This is a genomic window from Limisphaerales bacterium (genome assembly GCA_014382585.1).
Classification (GTDB): domain Bacteria; phylum Verrucomicrobiota; class Verrucomicrobiia; order Limisphaerales; family UBA1100; genus JACNJL01.
The window spans coordinates 39738-57847 of sequence record JACNJL010000044.1; the positions used below are offsets into that span (position 1 = coordinate 39738).

The 18110-nt window shown below is 57.6% G+C and carries 13 protein-coding genes; 5 read left to right on the forward strand and 8 right to left on the reverse strand.

What is annotated here, in order from left to right:
- The first annotated feature begins 5 nt into the window (after nucleotides 1-5).
- From H8E27_09910 to H8E27_09930, 5 genes are all read left to right on the forward strand, one after another.
- On the forward strand, nucleotides 6-311 hold the full coding sequence (locus tag H8E27_09910) for a hypothetical protein (GenBank protein ID MBC8325927.1): 306 nt from the start codon (nucleotides 6-8) through the stop codon (nucleotides 309-311).
- 1 nt (nucleotide 312) lies between these two features.
- Entirely contained in the window at nucleotides 313-615 is a 303-nt protein-coding gene (locus H8E27_09915; GenBank protein MBC8325928.1) for a HigA family addiction module antidote protein, read from the forward strand.
- A 45-nt stretch (nucleotides 616-660) separates the two neighbouring features.
- Nucleotides 661-1485 (forward strand): DNA ligase, encoded by an 825-nt coding sequence (locus H8E27_09920; GenBank protein ID MBC8325929.1) that lies wholly within the window; start codon nucleotides 661-663, stop codon nucleotides 1483-1485.
- Nucleotides 1486-1540: 55 nt separating this feature from the next.
- Entirely contained in the window at nucleotides 1541-4141 is a 2601-nt protein-coding gene (locus H8E27_09925) for a protein kinase (GenBank protein MBC8325930.1), read from the forward strand.
- Between the two features lie 184 nt (nucleotides 4142-4325).
- Nucleotides 4326-5558, forward strand: a complete 1233-nt coding sequence (locus H8E27_09930) for a murein L,D-transpeptidase (protein MBC8325931.1) — start codon at nucleotides 4326-4328, stop codon at nucleotides 5556-5558.
- A 48-nt stretch (nucleotides 5559-5606) separates the two neighbouring features.
- Here H8E27_09930 and H8E27_09935 read toward each other — a convergent pair whose 3' ends face one another.
- The 8 genes from H8E27_09935 to H8E27_09970 all read right to left on the reverse strand — a co-directional run bounded on the left by H8E27_09935 (nucleotide 5607) and on the right by H8E27_09970 (nucleotide 18011).
- On the reverse strand, nucleotides 5607-6866 hold the full coding sequence (locus H8E27_09935; GenBank protein ID MBC8325932.1) for an MFS transporter: 1260 nt from the start codon (nucleotides 6864-6866) through the stop codon (nucleotides 5607-5609).
- An 80-nt stretch (nucleotides 6867-6946) separates the two neighbouring features.
- A complete protein-coding gene (gene ccsA / locus H8E27_09940; protein MBC8325933.1) occupies nucleotides 6947-8710 on the reverse strand; it encodes a cytochrome c biogenesis protein CcsA in 1764 nt (587 codons plus the stop codon).
- 962 nt (nucleotides 8711-9672) lie between these two features.
- The gene (locus H8E27_09945) at nucleotides 9673-11433 is read right to left on the reverse strand and encodes a cytochrome c biogenesis protein ResB (GenBank protein ID MBC8325934.1); all 1761 of its coding nucleotides are present in this window, start codon (nucleotides 11431-11433) and stop codon (nucleotides 9673-9675) included.
- Entirely contained in the window at nucleotides 11424-11939 is a 516-nt protein-coding gene (locus tag H8E27_09950; protein MBC8325935.1) for a hypothetical protein, read from the reverse strand. The genes H8E27_09945 and H8E27_09950 overlap by 10 nt, the downstream gene beginning before the upstream one ends.
- 42 nt (nucleotides 11940-11981) lie before the next feature.
- Nucleotides 11982-13349 (reverse strand): transcription termination factor Rho, encoded by a 1368-nt coding sequence (rho, locus tag H8E27_09955; protein MBC8325936.1) that lies wholly within the window; start codon nucleotides 13347-13349, stop codon nucleotides 11982-11984.
- Nucleotides 13350-13500: 151 nt separating this feature from the next.
- Nucleotides 13501-15642 (reverse strand): ribose 5-phosphate isomerase B, encoded by a 2142-nt coding sequence (gene rpiB / locus H8E27_09960; GenBank protein ID MBC8325937.1) that lies wholly within the window; start codon nucleotides 15640-15642, stop codon nucleotides 13501-13503.
- A 24-nt stretch (nucleotides 15643-15666) separates the two neighbouring features.
- Nucleotides 15667-16959, reverse strand: a complete 1293-nt coding sequence (gene purD / locus H8E27_09965) for a phosphoribosylamine--glycine ligase (GenBank protein MBC8325938.1) — start codon at nucleotides 16957-16959, stop codon at nucleotides 15667-15669.
- Nucleotides 16956-18011 carry a phosphoribosylformylglycinamidine cyclo-ligase gene (locus H8E27_09970; protein ID MBC8325939.1) on the reverse strand — a complete coding sequence of 352 codons (1056 nt, stop codon included), beginning with the start codon at nucleotides 18009-18011 and terminating at the stop codon, nucleotides 16956-16958. Before H8E27_09970 ends, purD begins: the two co-directional genes overlap by 4 nt.
- Between the last annotated feature and the right edge of the window lie 99 nt (nucleotides 18012-18110).

The following is an 18110-nucleotide window of genomic DNA, read 5'->3' on the forward strand; positions in this document are numbered from 1 at the left end:
GCAGAGTGATCGTCAGCTACTTGGATTCGGTGACGGAGAAAATTTTCGCGGGTGAAGATTTGTCCCGAAAGGAATCCAAAAGATTCGGCGACTTGGATGTGGACAAAGCTCAGGAACGCTTGGCGATTTTGAATCAGGCATCCGAGCAGGATTTGCTGACGCTGCCGGTATTGCACTATCACGCCCTGCGCGGGACAAAGCGCTACTCGATTGACGCCAACTCGCGCCGGTCGAAATGGCGCATCACCTTTGCGTGGAAGGATGATCAACTTTGTGATGTGGAATTGGTGAAAATTGAGGACCCCCATTAAAATGAAAACACCCAAACTGAAAACCAACCCCGCGGCGGGATTGATTGCCGACACGCTAGAGCACGAGGCCCTCAGCGCCGCCGAGGCCAGCCGGGCGATGCGGATTCCTCGCAGCCGGTTGAGCGATATTTTTGCCGGACGCAAGGGCATCTCCGCCGACACCGCGTTGCGGCTCGAGCAGTACTTGGGCATTTCCGCCGCGCTGCTGATTCGGCTGCAAGCTGATTTTGACCTGAGCGAAGCCGCCCAAGGCAAAGGCAAGATCATCCGCCGCGAAGTCACTCCGCACACAACAGCCGCATAACTGCGACCGGTTGACATTCCGATATCATTGCGTGACTTTATGATTATGAAGTCCGCAATTTCCCTACTACTCTCACTTCTCTGCACTAGCTCGTTATTTGCCGAGCCGCCTAAGTTATTGCTCGCGAAGACTTGGGATGAATCGATCGATCCGGCAGGCTGGTGGATCAGTGAAAAGTACGACGGAGTGCGGGGGTTTTGGGATGGCAAATCGCTTTGGACACGCGGCGGACACCCGATTGTTGCTCCGGATTATTTTCTGGCCGAACTCCCAACCGGGCTGGCGTTGGACGGGGAACTTTGGTTAGGGAGAAGACAGTTCGAGGAAACTTTGAGCACGGTTCGACGGCAGATTCCAGATGACCGGTGGCGCCGGATGCATTTCATGATTTTTGATGCGCCAAAAATCAAAGGAACGTTTGAACAGCGCACGGCATTCCTCAAAACGAAATTGCCCTCCTCATCGCGCCAGGTGCAGCTGGTGCCTCAGTGGCGCTGTCAGGGGAGAGCACACTTGATTGCAGAGCGGGACCGAATTGTGAAAGCCGGCGGCGAAGGATTGATGATTCGCGAGCCAGAATCGATCTACGAAGGCAAACGCTCGGGCACGTTGCTGAAGGTGAAGACGCACGAAGACGCCGAGGCGACGGTCATCGGCCACAAGCCGGGCAAGGGGAAATTCACCGGCATGCTCGGCTCGCTGCGCGTGCGTGCGAAGGATGGCCGGGAGTTTTCCATCGGCACCGGCTTCACCAATGCCCAGCGCAAAAACCCACCGCCCATCGGCGCGGTGGTGACGTACCGCTATCGCGGCCTCACGAAAAACGGACTGCCGCGGTTCCCGTCATTTTGGCGATTGCGGCCGAAATAGATTCCCGCTTGCAATTGATCCGTGCAATCCATCCAATGCGGGCGCGTTCATGGAAATGACCCGACAGCTCGCGGCCATCGTGTTCACGGACATCGCCGGGTTCACGGCGTTGTCCTCGCGCGATGAGTCCGCCGCCTTCGCCGCGCTGGAGAAACAGCGCGCGCTGCTCAAGCCGCTCGTGGCCGAGTACGGCGGCGAATGGCTCAAGGAAATGGGCGACGGACTGCTGCTGAGTTTTCCCAGCTCGCTCAAGGCGGTGCATTGCGCGGTGGTCATTCAGCAAACGACTGCCGCGGAGGAACACCTCAACCTGCGCGTGGGCATTCATCAGGGCGACATCATCGCGAAGGATGGCGATGTGTTTGGCGACGGCGTAAACATCGCCTCGCGCGTGGAACCGCATGCGCCCGTCGGCGGCGTGGCGATGACTCATCGCGTGCAGGAAGACATCGCCAGCCATCCGGACTTCACCACGGAGAGCATCGGCTTTCCCCCGCTCAAGGGTGTGGGCCAGCAAATGGAGCTGCACTGCGTGGTGAGTCATGGATTGCCGCGTCCCGAGAAAAAATGGAATGCCGCCGGCGCCGGTGAAACGCCCGATGAGATCGGCGGTTACAAACTCGTGCGCGCCATCGGCCGCGGTGCCTTCGGCGAAATCTGGCTTGCGCAAAGTGTCACCGGCAAATTTTTCGCGCTCAAGATCGTGCGCCGCAGCAACTTCGACGACGACGGCCCGTACCAGCGGGAGTTTCACGGCATCCAGCAATACGAAAACATTTCGCGCGGCCATCCCGGCTTGGTCGATCTGCTGCACGTGGGCGGCAGCGAAAAAGAGGGCTACTTTTATTATGTAATGGAGCTGGCCGACGACCAGACCGGACAGCCACTTTCCGACCCGGACACTTACGAGCCGCGCACGCTCCTCTCCGACCGTCGATTGCACACGCGGCTTTCCACCGACGACACCCTGCGCGTGGGCATCACCCTCGCCCGCGGGCTCGCACACCTGCACGGCTGCGGCTTTCTGCATCGCGACGTGAAACCCGCCAACGTCATTTACGTCAATGGCCAGGCCCGGCTGGCGGACATTGGCCTGCTCACCGCCATGGACAACGCCGCCACGCTCGTCGGCACCCCCGCCTACATGCCGCCCGAGGGCCCCGGCCGCGCCGAGGCGGATATCTATTCATTGGGAATTGTTTTATATGAAATGGCCACCGCCCAGGAGCCCACTCAATTTCCCGCCTTCCCCGAGGTGTCTGCCGATTCCCCCAGCGCGGCGAAGTTTCACCAACTGCAGGCCACCATCCTCAAGGCTGCCGCGCAGCATCCGGACCATCGCTATGCCGAGGCCGGCCAACTGGCCACCGAGCTGGAGCAGATTTTGCAGGACACCCTCACCACCGAGCCGCAGTACCGCGTGCAAAAGGACAACCAGCAATGGGGGCCGTTCACCCAAGCCGAGCTGTCCAGCCACGTGGCCAGCGGCACCTTCACCGTCGACGACCTTTGCTGGACCGAGGCACACGGCGATTGGCAACCGGTGGGAACCGTGCTGGGCGTTGAACCGCAAGCCGCGCCGGTTGCCGCCAAAGAGACGAAAGCCGCGCCGGTGAAGTTGATCGCCGCGACGGGCATTGTGGTGGCGGTATTGGCATTGCTGGCGATTGTTTTCATGGGCGATGACGAGGCCCCACCGGATCCAGATGGACCCAATGGGCCGGGCGCACAATCGCCAACGCAAGACTGGGGCGAGGTATATTCGGGAGAGGCGCACGAGGGGATGATTCGGGCAGTGGCATTTGACCCGAATGACTCCACCATCCTCGCCACCATTTCGGATGTGGACGGTGATCCGCCGAAAGTTTGGAGCTACACTTCCGGCAAACTGCTCGCCACGCTTTCCGGCCACACTCATGAGGTGATGTGCCTGGCATTTCATCCGGCCAATCCCTGGCTCGCCAGTGGCAGCGGGGATGACAAGGTGTTGATTCACGAGCTGTCCGGCGGAAAGCGGTTGCACGAGCTGGCGCACGAACCGGTGGATGGGCGCGACGGCAGCGTGGCCTGCGTCGCTTGGAGCGCGCGCGGTGACCGGCTCGTGACGGGGCTGAAGGATCACACGCTGCACCTTTGGAATCCGGAAAACGGATCGCACTTGGCGCAGCTGGGCGAGCACCCGATCGAAGTCAACGCCGTCGCCTTCAGTCCGGTGGACAACAAGACCGGAGCCTCGATATGTGAAGCGGGAGAAATCAAGACGTGGAACAACAACGAAGGCCAAGCCAAACATTTGGCCACGCACCGCGACGGCGGGGCGGACATCGCGTTCAGTTCGGATGGGAGCATCCTGGCCACAGCCGGCAATAACGGCAACGTGATCCTGTGGTCCGCGCACGACGGCGAAACTCTCGCCACCCTCGAGGGCCATGAGGAGGGCGTCATGTGCGTGGCGTTTCATCCCAACGGCAAATGGCTGGCGAGTGGAAGCGATGACGACACGGTGATCCTTTGGGATCTGGCGTCCTGCCAAGTTTTCAAAAAGCTACAAACCACCGAGGACGTCAACGCACTCGCCTTTTCCGCGGACGGTTCGCGACTGGCCGCCGGCAGCGCGGATGGCACGGTGAAAGTGTGGGCGATTCCGACAAGGTAATCGCAACCCGCGCTGGCGTTTTCATCCAGTCACGCGTAGCCTCGAGTTATGAAATCCCAAGCACCCATCACCAAACCACATTGATGGAGATTTGAGTTGTTTGGGTTTTGGGCATTGGGCATTCCCACTCACCCCCTCACTTCAGTCTCGCGTATTCCTCCCCACTGTGCTTTACTTTCCGGCTATGGAGGGTTTTGGTTCCCAGTTTCCGCCGCCACCGGTGCGCCCGTGGTGGCATCATTTGGCGTGGGCTTTGCCGTTAATGGCAATCACCGGGGGGCTCGGCTGGTGGCAGGGTGGCAAGCGTCAACAAGTCGCCGCGCCCATCGAACGCCCGCACGCGGTAAAGCCAGTGGAGAAAAAACCCGCGCCAAGCGTGACGGTGACCAATCGGCCCGCACCTGGGATCGGCGAGCGCGTGCCGGTGCGTCCGGAGACGAATCAATGGATTTCCCAACGCGGCGTGCGGGTGTACACCAACGCCACCGATGCCGCCCGCATCGGACTCACCCGCATCGGCGAAGAACTCCCATCCCTACCTGCAAACTTCACCCCGCGCCCAGTGACAGCTGGGAGTGATTTAGAGATTCAAGTTGCCTTGGATCGGCGCGGTTTTTCGCCCGGCTCAATCGATGGAATGAGCGGCCCACAAACGGTATCGGCCATCGCAGCCTTTCAGCAGCAGCAACGGCTGCCCATCAGCGGCCGACTCGATACCGCCACACGCCGCTCACTCACCCTGCGCGCGCCGGTGTTTGCGCAGTACAGCGTTTCCACCAATGACCTGGCGCGGCCGCAGCCACTGGGAAAAACTTGGGCCGCCAAATCGCGCCAAGCCATTTTGGATTACGAAAGCGTGTTGGAATTAGTTGCCGAAAAACATCATTGCTCGCCGCGTTTTTTGCAGAAAATAAACCCGCTCGTGCATTGGCCCAGCGTGCGCGCGGGCACTGCCGTGAAGGTGCCCAACACCGCCGGCCCCGGCACGATGGCCGGCGTGGGCGCGCTGATTCACATTCAGTTGCGCGCGAAAACACTGCGCGTGTACGACAGCAGCACCAATCTTGTGGCTCAATTCCCCTGCTCCATCGCCACGCGCGTGGAGAATCAACCCGTTGGTCGACTGGCCATCACCGCCGTGGCGCATCCGGCCAATTACACATTTAACCCCACGCGCTTTCCCAACACCCCCGAAGCGCTTGCGGGCAGCGGGTCGCTCAGTATTCCGCCCGGCCCGAACAATCCCATTGGCACCGCGTGGTTCAGCCTCAGCCAACCTGGTTACGGCATCCACGGCTCGCCCGACCCGGAAAAAATCGGCCGCACGACTTCACTCGGCTGCTTCCGGTTGGCCAATTGGAACGCGGAACGGTTATTGAAATTGGTGAATGTGGGGACGAGTGTTTTGGTGGAGTGATTTTGGTAAGGACGGCTTTGCGCCTCCGTGGAAACTTGAAGTGAGCCCCTACCTTCTCATCCAATCTCTTAGCGGATTATTCCGCAACAAATCGAAAACCAATTCGTTCAGGCGTGCGGCTTTTTGTTCTTCCACGCGCAGCACTTGCACGGCGGTGGCGAGCAGCACCACGAGCAGCGCGGTGAAGTAAATGCTGAATTGATTCCATTCGAGGCCGAGCCAGTTCACTTTCACGCCGGTGAGCGCGTCGATGAGGATGCCCCAGAGGATTGGAAAAATACCGATGGCAAGACTGCCCACCACTGAGTAGAGCGCGAAGAAATGACTCTTGCCCAGCTCCGGCACCGTGGCCATCGCGAGCTTGGTAAGGCTCATATAAAATGTGCAGAAGCCAAAGCCCATCACGAGGTACACGCCGCACACCCACTCAAAGCGCACAGGAATTTGGCCGCCGCTCATTCCAATCCACACTGCCATCACTAGTCCTAAAATGCCGAGCGCGAGAAACATCAGCGGCCGACTGCCCAGCCGATCCAATCGCGAATACAAAAACCACAAGGTAATCAGACCGCCCACAAACTTGGCGGCGCTGGCGTAGAGCACTCGGTCATCGGCGAGAGCGCCCTCGCCGGTCTTGAGAAATTTCACGATGAACCCGAGCAGTCCGCCCATAAAAATTGCCCAGATGAAACTCACCCACAACAGTTTACGAAACGGCTGATGTTGGATGATCTCGCGCCACTTCACCGGTTGTTTGCTTTGGGCATCTTCTTCGGCCACGGGCGCATCGGGCACGCGATGAACGAACCATAAACTCACCCACCCCATCACGAAACTAAACGCAAAGAGCGCGGCAAACTGATGCGGCACAGCATCGCGCCCAAGATACATCGCCGCCAACAATAGCGCAAAAAAACTGCCGATGTTGTTGGCCGCCGACTCGCGCGTGAGATAGCGCCCGCGCACGCGTTCAGGAATGATGCCGGTGATCCACGGAAACCACGCCGTACTGGCAATGCCTCGAATGAGATTAAAACAAAACAGCGCGCCAATAATGAGCGCCAACTGACTTTGCGGGTTGAGATGCCCATCCAGCAGCGGCACGGCCACCAACGGTAAAATAAAAATGAGCCGCAACGTCCAGCCCACCGTGATCGAGCGCTTGTAACCAAAGCGGCCCACGTGGTCGGCGGCGGGGATTTGGAAAATTACCATCAAAGGCGTGATGCCCGCGATGAGCCCTATGACCGTCGCGCTGGCGCCCAAACTTTCCGCGTACAAAATGATGGGGCTATCCATCACAATCATGCACGAAACAAAGTTGAAAAAGAAAAACACAAACAGGTGATTCACCCCGTTCGGAAATCCCGAATTGTCACCTGCCGCGCTCAAGCAGATTTTTTGGAAGACGAAGCCGTGTATTCAGCGGGCAAAAACGAAAGCAACAAACCCGCGCCCACCAGCGCGATGCCGAGGTAGCTCAGGAAGCCACTCGTCCAGAGCGAGCCCAAGTGCAGCAGCAAACCGAGGCCCATCATCATCGCGACAATTTTGGCGATGGGCGCATTGAATTCCTTGTCGAGATTTGCGCCACTCATCCAATGGCGCAGCGGTTGGCGCGCGACGAGCATAAAGAGCACTTGCATGATTGCAAACCAACGCAGCGAGTTAAACGCCTCATCCATAAACCCGTAACTGTGCAAACCGATGCCGAGCATATTCACGCCAAACCACGACCACGCAGTGACGATGTTGCCGAAGATCGCCAGCATAATTAGCCCACGATCACGCACCAAGCCGCCCCAACGACAATGCAAAATGATGGCATTCCAAACCACAATCATCAGCGCGCCGTTTTCCTTGCTGTCCCAACCCCAGAAGCGTCCCCACGATTGATCCGCCCAAATGCCGCCCAACACCGTGCCCACGAAACTGAAGAGCGTGGCAAAACACACAATGCCGTACACCATTCGGGCGAGCCCTTTGGCGATATCACCAGTGAGCGAAGGCGTGAACACGCCGCGCAACACATAAACCAGCGCGAGGAATCCCGCGAGGAAGGTGGCCGAATAGCCGATGGTGATGCACACCACGTGCGTGGCCAGCCAGAAATTGGTATCCAACACCGCGCGCATCATTTCCATTGTGTCGCCTTCCTTGGAAAGATGGGCGGCGATGATGAGCGTGGAAAATCCAACGAGCGCGGCAACACAACTGCCGATGCCGTTGCGATAAATGCGTTCCAAAATCCAACCGAGCAACACCGCGCCCCAACCGACAAAGATGGCGGAGGAATATAAATTAGTCACCGGCGGCCGGCCTTCGAGCACCATCCGAAAAATCAATCCGGCGGTGTGCAGCACCAACGCGAGGCCGATTAAATAAAATGCGGTGTTCGATAATCCGCGCGACATGTTCAGCCACGAGAAACACGCGAGCAACAGGGCGATGACATAAATCCACTGCGCCTGCGCGAACGGTGCGAAGGTGTTGAAGAAATGCTCGTTGCTGCCTTTTTTGACATCAATGGAAAATCCATTTTCGCTCAGCCAATCACTGTGCTTTGTCACGGCAGCGTTGAAGGCCTCCGGATTGCCGCCCACATACGCACTGCTCATTTCGGCATAATGATGCGCGGGCGACGGGAGTTTGCTTTCCGGAATGCCCGCGAGAATGGCATCGGCAGTCTTGTGCCAATCGAAGGCTTCCCAATTGGGATCGGGCGAATACACCTCGCGCTGGCGCACTTGGGCCACGGCAAATTCCAGCACCGCCTTGGCTTCGGCATCGGTCCATTTCGATTTTGTTGGATCGGCCAGTGTTGCGTCATCCACGGCATCCACAATCTCGTCGAGCAATGTTTCCCACTTAGAATTTTCCCAATGGCCCAAGTCGCGCGGCAGTTCGTACGCTTTGGGTTTGCCCTCGAGCACGGCGGCCACGGAAGTTTCCCATTGGCGCGCGTCCCATTTCGGATCGCCCGTGGCGGAAGGGATCATAAATAAACTGCTGCGTTCTTTCATCGCCTGAAACGGCGCTTCCACAGTGAGTAGATGGCGGGCGAGTTTGGATTGGTCTTCCTCCGGCTCTGCAAGAAAAGACCGCACGGCAAACGCGATGCGCATAAATTGCGCGCGTTGGGTCTCCGGCATTTGGTCAATGATCTCTTGATTGGAGGCCACCAATTTCTCCAACCGCGCGCGCACTTGGGTGACGAGATGATTGGGGTCGGCATCATCGAGGTCGGCTTGTGTGATGTCGCCGAAGCGGCGCAGTTCATAAAACAACAGGCCAAACGTCGACGCAACGTCCGTGTGTTTTTTCTCGAATGCACGATACGTGGCTGCGTAATCCGCGCCATCGGTTTCGATTTGGCGCAACCGCTTGGCGTAATCCGCCACGCCGGGCGGATCGGCATTGGGCTGCGTGTCGAGGTCCAGCCGATTGGGCTGAAGACTATAGCGCAGCTGAATATAAATTTCCAACGCGTGCGCCAGCTTGAAGGCGGCGCGCTCGTAAGGGGTGCGCGTAGCGGCGTCCTTTTTGCCGATCACCATTTTTTTCCTGTGCAGCAATAAAACATTAGGGCGCATTTGCTCGAAGGTATAAAAACGCAGGCCGGATTGATCGACGCCCGTTTGCTCGAGTTGCAATTCACCGAGCAGTTCCGGATGGTCGATGCGAAAAATAAAACGGCGATCCGCCACATCCGGTTTCATCAACACCTCCATTAGCCACTCGGTGGGGTGCAGTTTTTTGGGGCGCTTATTAAACTGATAAAATTTGCGATACGTCAGCCCTCGGCCATCACCGGCTTGTTGCAGTTTGTAGAGATTATCCCACTCGCCTTTTGGGCCGTTGCCCTCGAGGGCGATGCGTTGTTGGCCGGCGATTTGCAGGAGCGAGGTGCGCGCCACGGAATCCAACGGCTTTACTCGACCGCCCTGCAGCACGGGCAGTTTGCCGAATGATAAATAGTCGAAGCCTTCCTTCACCGTGGGCGGCGATAGCACGGGCTTCACGGCAAAGAGCAGCGTGCAAAGGCCAAGGACAATCCACGGCACGATGCTCGGTTTTTGTTTTTCGGATTGCTTGGGTTGTTTAGATTCGTCACTCATCCGTTGGCCTTCTTTCGTTTACGCGCAAATCCAATGAGGTGAAATAAAAATTGGTAAATCAATCCCAGCGCCACGATGAGGCAGCCGATGTACGCGGTGCGCCAGTTGGGATTTTTCACCACCTGCAAAACCGTCTGCACCGTGGCCCCGAGTTGGTCTTGATTCATTTGATATTGATAAAACGTCAGGCCGCCTTCGCGCAATGGCTCGTTCATTGAAATATCTACTGGCCGCGATTCGCTGGATCGCTCGACAATGACACGGCTTTGGAAATTCTTGGGGATTTCCGTGCCGCGATATTTTTCCCATTTCAAATTCACCAGCGTGAGATGGAAACCCAAATAATGCCGCTTGGGGCGGAGGATGAGTTTCCATTTTTGATCGCCGACGGAAATGGATTGCTGAAATTCGCTGGTGCACGAAGCCAGCCAGGTGCCCAGCTCCTCGCCTTTGTGACTGATCTTCAGCACGGCCACCGGCTGATTGCGGTCGTCGTCGAAAGCCGTTGCGAGCGGTTGTACGAAGCGAAAGTAATCGCCGAGCCGACCTTTAGTCGTGCCGGTATGATATTTCAGGGCACGTTGTTTGATGCGAACGATAAATTGTTCGGCGGCTTGAATCATTTTTTCCATCTCACCGCCGCGATAATTCCTGAGGGTTGGCACAAAGTCATCCGCTTGGACGTTGAATTCCTCCAGCGTGCCGTTGGGGAGGTTCCCTTTCACCGCGCCTTTGAACAGGTCACCAACGGTGCGTTGGTCGTCAAACGTACGCGCCGCAACAAGCATATCGCGCAGATTTTTTTGGTTAAAAATGAGTTGCTTGTCGGATTCGCCCAGGCCGAGAATTTCCATTTCCATTTCACCCACCAGCCCCAACAAACTGGCCAGCGAGCGCAACTCAACCGTCTCGGCGCGTTGCTGATACACACGCCCTTTCAGTGTGGTAAGCGCCTTGCGATTTTTGGGGTGCGGCGATTTCTGCAAGTGCTCTTCCAATGCCGTAATCCGCAATTGGATCACGGCAAACACTTCATCCACTTTCGCTTGCCGATGCGACTGTTGTTCGTCCCGATCAAGATCAATTAACTGGCTCACCGTCATCGGCCGGGCATTACGCCAGTATTCTTTTGTCTCGATGGTTAGTCCTGCCAATTCGGGATGCTGAATGTTGAGTTTGTCATTCAACATTTGTTCCGGAATGGAGACCACCCGATTGGAATCGCCGACGGGCAGCATCAACGCCAGTTCGTTGTCATCAAAAGACACCGTATAATTCCGGCGGTCGCCGCGTTCCATATGAACGAAACTTTCTTCCTGCAGTAAATCCGTAGCCACCTGACCAATCAACAACGTGACAATGCCGATGTGCGTGAGATAAATGCCGGCCTTCTTAGCGGACCACTCGAAGCGGTCATAATACGCCACTCCTAAATTGATGAGCAATAACGTGCCGATAAGGTAGCCGCCGGGGAAAACCGGCCAACCGGGATTGATGATTTGTTCCGGCGTGAGCGGCGTACCCTCCACTTGGAATAATTTGAGCAACATAAACCAACCGGCCTCGGCGGCGTGTGCATCAATAAAGAAACTTTTAAAATAACGCTCAACCGCAATGTTCAGCCCCATCGGTTCCTGCGCCAGCGTGCCAAAGAAAATGATGACCAACGAAATCAACAACAACGTCACGGTGAGGCGCAGCGACGTAAAAAATTGATAAACGGGATTGGCTTTCAACGCATTCATGATCATCGCCATTCCGACAGGTATTTGAGAAACTCATCCTTTTCGGCGGCCACCACGGCGGGGGTGCCCATCAGTTTATAAAACCACGTCAGCTCATTGCGGGAAACAATAACGCCGACCAACCGCGTTTCCAATTGTGTCCGTTTCGAGGTGCCGTTGAGATCGACCAGCCGCGCTTCGGTTCCCAAGGAATCCACCGGCTGCACACCGTTTGCGAGATTCGTTTCGTCCAAAGGCTCGAGCCCCAGTTGGCCGCGCCAACGGTTGACATTGCCGAGCAACCCGCCGCCGTCGCCCTGCAAAACCGTAAGAGAAACAGTCGCCGTTCCCGTGCCTTCTTTGGCATTGATGGAAAATCGCTCTTTTTCGGGTCCAAAAGGAGAATCCAAGCCCCAGCTTTGAGGCGGACTGGGCTCGGCAGGAATAATGTGCACCTCGATCTTTTCAGCCTTCTCGCAACCCAAAAAACCGACGGCGGCGAACAGGCCAAGGCAAAAAATTCTAAGCAAAGTTGTCATTGCGTTGGTGGGACGCTTCACCGCGTCGCATCATTCATTTGCCTACTTAAGGTCGAGCGTCATTAAAAACGCAATATTGTTGGGCGTGTTACGCAGTTTGCTGAGGAGCAGCTCCATGGCTTCCACCGCAGGCACGTCGGTGAGGGCGCGGCGCAGCAGGGCCACTTTGGAAAATTCATCCGGATGATACAGCAACTCTTCCTTCCGCGTGCCGCTCATAGCGACATTGATGGACGGGAAAATCCGTCGATCCACCAGCGAGCGATCGAGGTGCACTTCCATATTTCCGGTGCCTTTGAATTCTTCAAAAATCACTTCGTCCATCCGGCTGCCGGTGTCCACCAACGCCGTGGCCATAATTGTCAGTGAACCGCCTTCCTCAATGTTGCGCGCCGCGCCGAAAAATCGCTTGGGCTTATGCAGCGCGTTGGCGTCCACACCGCCGGAGAGAATTTTGCCACTGTGCGGCTGCACCGTGTTGTAGGCGCGGGCAAGGCGGGTAATGGAATCGAGCAGAATGATCACATCCTTTTTGTGCTCCACCATGCGGCGGGCTTTTTCAATCACCATTTCGGCCACCTGCACGTGGCGCTCGGGCGGTTCGTCAAATGTGGAGCTGATGACTTCCGCGCCGATACAGGTGCGTTGCATATCGGTGACCTCCTCGGGCCGCTCATCGATGAGCAGGATAATGAGAAACGCTTCGGGGTTATTGATGAGCACCGCGTTAGCGAGCTTTTGCATGAGCACGGTTTTGCCCGTGCGCGGCGGGGCGACGATGATGCCGCGGCTGCCTTTGCCGATGGGGCACACGATGTCCAACACGCGGGTGGAAAGTTCCTCCGGATCGGTCTCGAGCAGAAACCGCTCTTCGGGAAATAGCGGGGTGAGGTTATCGAAATGCGTTTTGTCTTTTGCGATTTCCGGATCCTCATCGCCCACGGCATCGACCTTGAGCAACGCGAAAAATTTCTCCTTCTCTTTCGGCGGCCGGATGCGACCCTGAATTTGGTCGCCGGTTTGCAGGTCGAAACGCCGAATCTGAGATGGCGACACATACACATCCTCGGGACACGGCAAATAATTGTAGTACGGCGAGCGCAGAAACCCAAAGCCCTCGGGCAAAATTTCCAGCACACCCTCGGCGATGAGCACGCCACGATCCTCGGCGTGTTTGCGTAGGATTTGAAAAATGACCTCGTGCTTGCGCATGGTGCCGAAGTTTTCCACCTCCATTTCCTTAGCCATCCCGTTGAGTTCGGCGATGTCTTTTTGCTGAAGATCACCCATGCGAATCTCTTCGCCATCGGCGTCCTCCAACGCGGCGAGATCTTCACCATATTCCTCCACGTCGCGCGGCAAGCCTTCCGGAATATTACTGCCGCCGCGCTTACGGGAACCGCGCTTCATCGGACGACGCTTGGGATTTTTATTTCCGGATTTGTTTGGGGGTCTGGGCATGTCGTGTTTTTTTGTGGGTTAAATTTTCGCCCCGTGCAGTGTGCGCCCAGCCGTGGGATGGGAGATCGGGGAATGTGGAACTGGGCTATCGCCCGGCAAATCAATACGGAAGCGGGAAACGCGTGGTCAGTTCGCGGACACGCTGGCGGACTTTGCGGGCGGCGTCAACATTTTTTACATCAGCCAAAACCTCGGCGATCATATCGGCAATCGCCGCCATTTCCTCCTCTCGCATCCCCCGCGTGGTCATCGCCGGCGTGCCCAGCCGTACCCCACTGGCCTTGAACGGCGAGAGCGTCTCAAACGGTATCGTGTTTTTATTCACGGTGATGCCAGCCGTATCGAGCGCTTCCTGGCATTCCTTGCCAGTGAGGCCCTTGCTTTGCACATCCACCAGCAGCAAATGATTATCCGTGCCTCCACTCACCAACCGGAACCCGTTGCGCTCCATACCATCGGCCAAGGATTTGGCATTCAAAATTATTTGCTGTTGGTATTCCTTAAACTCCGGCGCGAGTGCTTCTTTCAAACACACCGCCTTGGCGGCAATCACGTGCATCAGCGGCCCACCTTGGATTCCCGGGAACACATTGCTGTTGAGCGTCTTGGCATATTCCCCGCGCGCCATAATGAGACCGCCGCGTGGGCCGCGCAAAGTTTTGTGCGTGGTGGTGGTGACAAAATCCGCGTGCGGTACGGGGCTGGGATGGCATCCGGCGGCCACGAGCCCGGCGATGTGCGCAATGTCCGCCAGCAACATCGCGCCGCTCGCCTTGGCAATCTCACCCATCCGCTGGAAATCAATAAGCCGCGGATAGGCACTCGCACCCACGGTGATCATTTGCGGTTTGTGCTCCATCGCCATTTCGGCGAGTTGATCGTAATCAATCCGCTCGTCGTCCTTACGCACGCCGTAATGGACGATCTCGAAAAATTTGCCGGAGAAGTTCGCCGCGTTGCCGTGCGTAAGATGGCCGCCGTGGCTGAGATCCATCGTGAGTAATTTATCGCCCGGCTTGAGCACCGCGAAGTACACGCCCATATTTGCGCCGCTGCCTGAATGCGGCTGGACGTTCACGTAATCCGCGCCGAAAACTTTTTTGGCGCGCTCGATGGCCAGTTCTTCCACGACGTCCACGTGTTCGCAGCCGCCGTACCAGCGTTTGCCCGGATAACCCTCGGCGTATTTATTAGTGAGCGTGGAGCCTTGTGCTTCCATCACGGCGGGGCTGGTGAAATTCTCACTGGCGATCAGCTCAATGTTTTCCTGCTGGCGCTGTTTCTCGTGCCGCAGCACCTCGTCCACATCGGGATCCACCACTTCCACGCGATGATCGGGTTCCAACTTTTCTACGCGCCGCGCGTGGCGGCCGCCCTCAAAATCTGTCCCGAGAAAATCCCCCAAAATATCCTTGGCCGCTTCTGCTCCGGTTTTGTTTGCCGATAAGCAAAGCACATTGGCGTCGTTATGCTGGCGCGCGAGCACGGCCGTGCCCGGCTCATCAACGAGCGCGGCGCGCACGCCGGATACTTTATTAGCGGCCATACTCATCCCCACGCCGGATTTACAAATGAGCACGCCGCGCGCGTGTTGCCCACTGGCCACACTGCGAGCCACCGCCTGAGCGAAGTCGGGATAATCGCAGGACTCCCCGCTGGCGGGGCCGTAATCCTGAACGGTAATGCCTTGCGCCTCGAGATGCGCGCGCAATGTTTCTTTGAGGGCAAAGCCGCCGTGATCCGCGCCCAGGGCGAGGGTGTTTTTTTCTGATGCTGGTGTCATTGAAGTTTGATTCACGAAAGGGATGAGCGCCTCGATGCCCTCTTTGATTTGATTACGGCAGACTGTGTAAATTGCGAGGTCGCCGCCAATGGGATCGGCGATATCCTTACGGTCGGCCGGCAACACCTCCACAAACTCGCGCAGCAAAAAAATCCGCTCGCGGGCCTGCGGGAAAAAGCGGATGAGATTGTCCACGTGCCCGCTGGCAAGGCCGAAAATATAATCCGATTCGGCGACCATTTCCGGCGTGATCTGCGCGCTGCGCTGGTCGGTGATGTCGATGCCCAGTTCCTGCATCGCGGTGACTGAGTGCACGCTGGGCGCCGCGCCATCAATAGCACCCAAGCCGGCTGACAGTGCTTCAAAGCCGCTCTGCTCCTTGGTGAGTTCGCGGAAAAAGCCTTCGGCCATCGGGCTGCGACAAATGTTGCCCGTGCAGATAAAGAGAATTTTTTTCATTCCCGGTTGGGTGGACGCAGCCGGTTAATCCTGCAACGCCTTGGCGGCAATATCCCCGCGAACATGCGCGCCTTCAAACTTTATTTTATCCACCGCCGCGTAAGCGAGATCGCGCGCGGCCTCTAACGTATCGCCCACCGCCGTGACGCCCAGCACGCGGCCGCCGCTGGTGACGAGGGTTTCGCCGTCGCGCTTGGTTCCGGCATGGAAGACTTTTACGCCTTCCATTCCGTCCGCATCGGTGATGCCGGTGATGGATTTGCCTTTGGCGTAGCTTTCGGGATAACCGCCCGAAGCCATCACCACGCACACGGCGGCTTGATTGCTCCAGTGCACGTCCATCTCCGCGAGCCGCCGATCGATGCTCGCCTCGAAGAGATCCACCAGATCGGTTTCCAATCGCATCAGATAAACCTGCGTTTCCGGATCGCCCCAACGCGCGTTGAATTCCAAAACTTTCGGGCCGTCGGCGGTGAGCATCAGTCCGGGATAAAGCATCCCGCGAAAATCAATGCCCTCCACCTGACACCCCAACAGCCACGGGTCGATGATGGCCTTCGCGGCTTGTGCCAAATCCTTATCGCTCAAAAACGGCGCGGGCGAAAAGGTACCCATCCCGCCGGTGTTGAGGCCCTTATCGCCGTCAAGCGCGCGTTTGTGATCTTGCGATGTGGGAAACAAAATGGTGGTGCGCCCGTCGCACATCACGTGCAACGAAATTTCGGTACCCTCCAAAAATTCCTGAATCACCACTTCATCGCCCGCCTCGCCGAATTGTTGATCGACCATTACCGAGTCAATCGCCGCCTCCGCTTCCTCCAATGTCTCGCAAATCAAAACCCCTTTGCCCAGCGCGAGGCCATCCGCCTTCACCACGCAACGCCCATTCAACTCGCCCGCAAACGCCTTGGCCGCTGTTGGAAAATTAAACGTGCCCGCGCGGGCGGTGGGGATGCTGTGCCGCGCCATGAAATCCTGCGCGAAAACCTTCGACGATTCAAACTGCGCCGCCTCCGCGTTCGGCCCCCAAATGCGCAAATCATTTTCCTCGAACAAATCCACAATGCCCCCCGCCAGCGGATTATCCGGCCCCACCACGGTGAGGTCCGGTTGATGCGCCCGCGCGAAATCCAGCAACGCCTCCAAATCCTCCGCACCCACCGGCACGCACTCCACCGGCTCCCCGCCCGCGGTGACCTCCCCTGCGATGCCGCCATTCCCCGGCGCCACCCAAAGCCGCTTCACCCGTTCGCTCTGCGCCAACTTCCAAGCCAATGCGTGCTCCCGCCCGCCACCGCCGATGAGGAGAATGTTCATTGCGCCAACTTAACTTTGCCCCGCCCTTTTGTCACGTCGCCGATGATCCACGCGTTGTGGCCTCGGCGGCGGATGCTTCGGAGAATGCCGTCGGCTTTGGGGCCGCTGACGATGGCGGTCATGCCGATGCCCATATTGAAAACTTGATGCATCTCGGCGGTGGACACCTTGCCGTGTTTTTGGATGAGCTCGAACACCGGCAGCACGGGCCACGTACCTTGGCGAATCGTGACACCGCAACGCTTTGGCAGCACGCGCGGGATGTTGTCGATGAAGCCGCCGCCGGTGATGTGCGCGAGGCCCTTAATGGCGCGGGCGCGGCGGGGTTTATTGAAACTCTTCAGCAACGCCTGCACGAGCGGGCCGTAGCTGACGTGGATTTTCAGCAGCTCATCGCCCGCGCTGCAGCCCAGCTCGGGCACGCGGGTACGGGGCTTGAGTTTCATCGTTTCAAAAAATACTTTGCGCGCGAGCGAATAGCCGTTGGTGTGCAGTCCGCTGCTGGCGATACCGATGACCGCATCTCCGGGCTTGATGCCGCGTCCGTCAAGCATCGCACTTTTTTCGACCACGCCGACGATGGTGCCGCTGACGTCGTACTCGCCTTTTTTATAAAAGGTGGACATCTGCGCCGTCTCGCCGCCGATGAGGGCGCAGTTGTTTTCCGCGCAACCGAGGGCGAATCCGGCGATGATTTGCTCAAACACATTCGGCTCCAACACGCCGGTGCCGAGGTAATCCAGAAAAAATAATGGCTCCGCGCCAAGCACCGCGATGTCATCCACGCAGTGGTTCACGAGATCCTGCCCAATGGTGTGATGGCGCTTCATCGCAAAGGCGACCTTGAGCTTGGTGCCCACGCCATCGACGCTGGAGACGAGCACGGGGTTTTTGTATTTGCCCGGCTTAAGCGCGAAGAGACCGCCGAAACCGCCGACTTTGCCGAGCACTTCAGGGCGCGATGCGGATTTAAGCAGGCGCGAGAGGCCGGCTTTCACTTGATTGCCCAGCGCGAGGTCCACGCCGGCTTGTGCGTATGCGGTTTTACCCATAGTGAATGACCAATGACCAATGACCAATCACCAAGGAATGCCGAATGACAAAATGACCCATTGGGGTTTGGGGCTTGGTCATTCCTTGGTCATTGGATT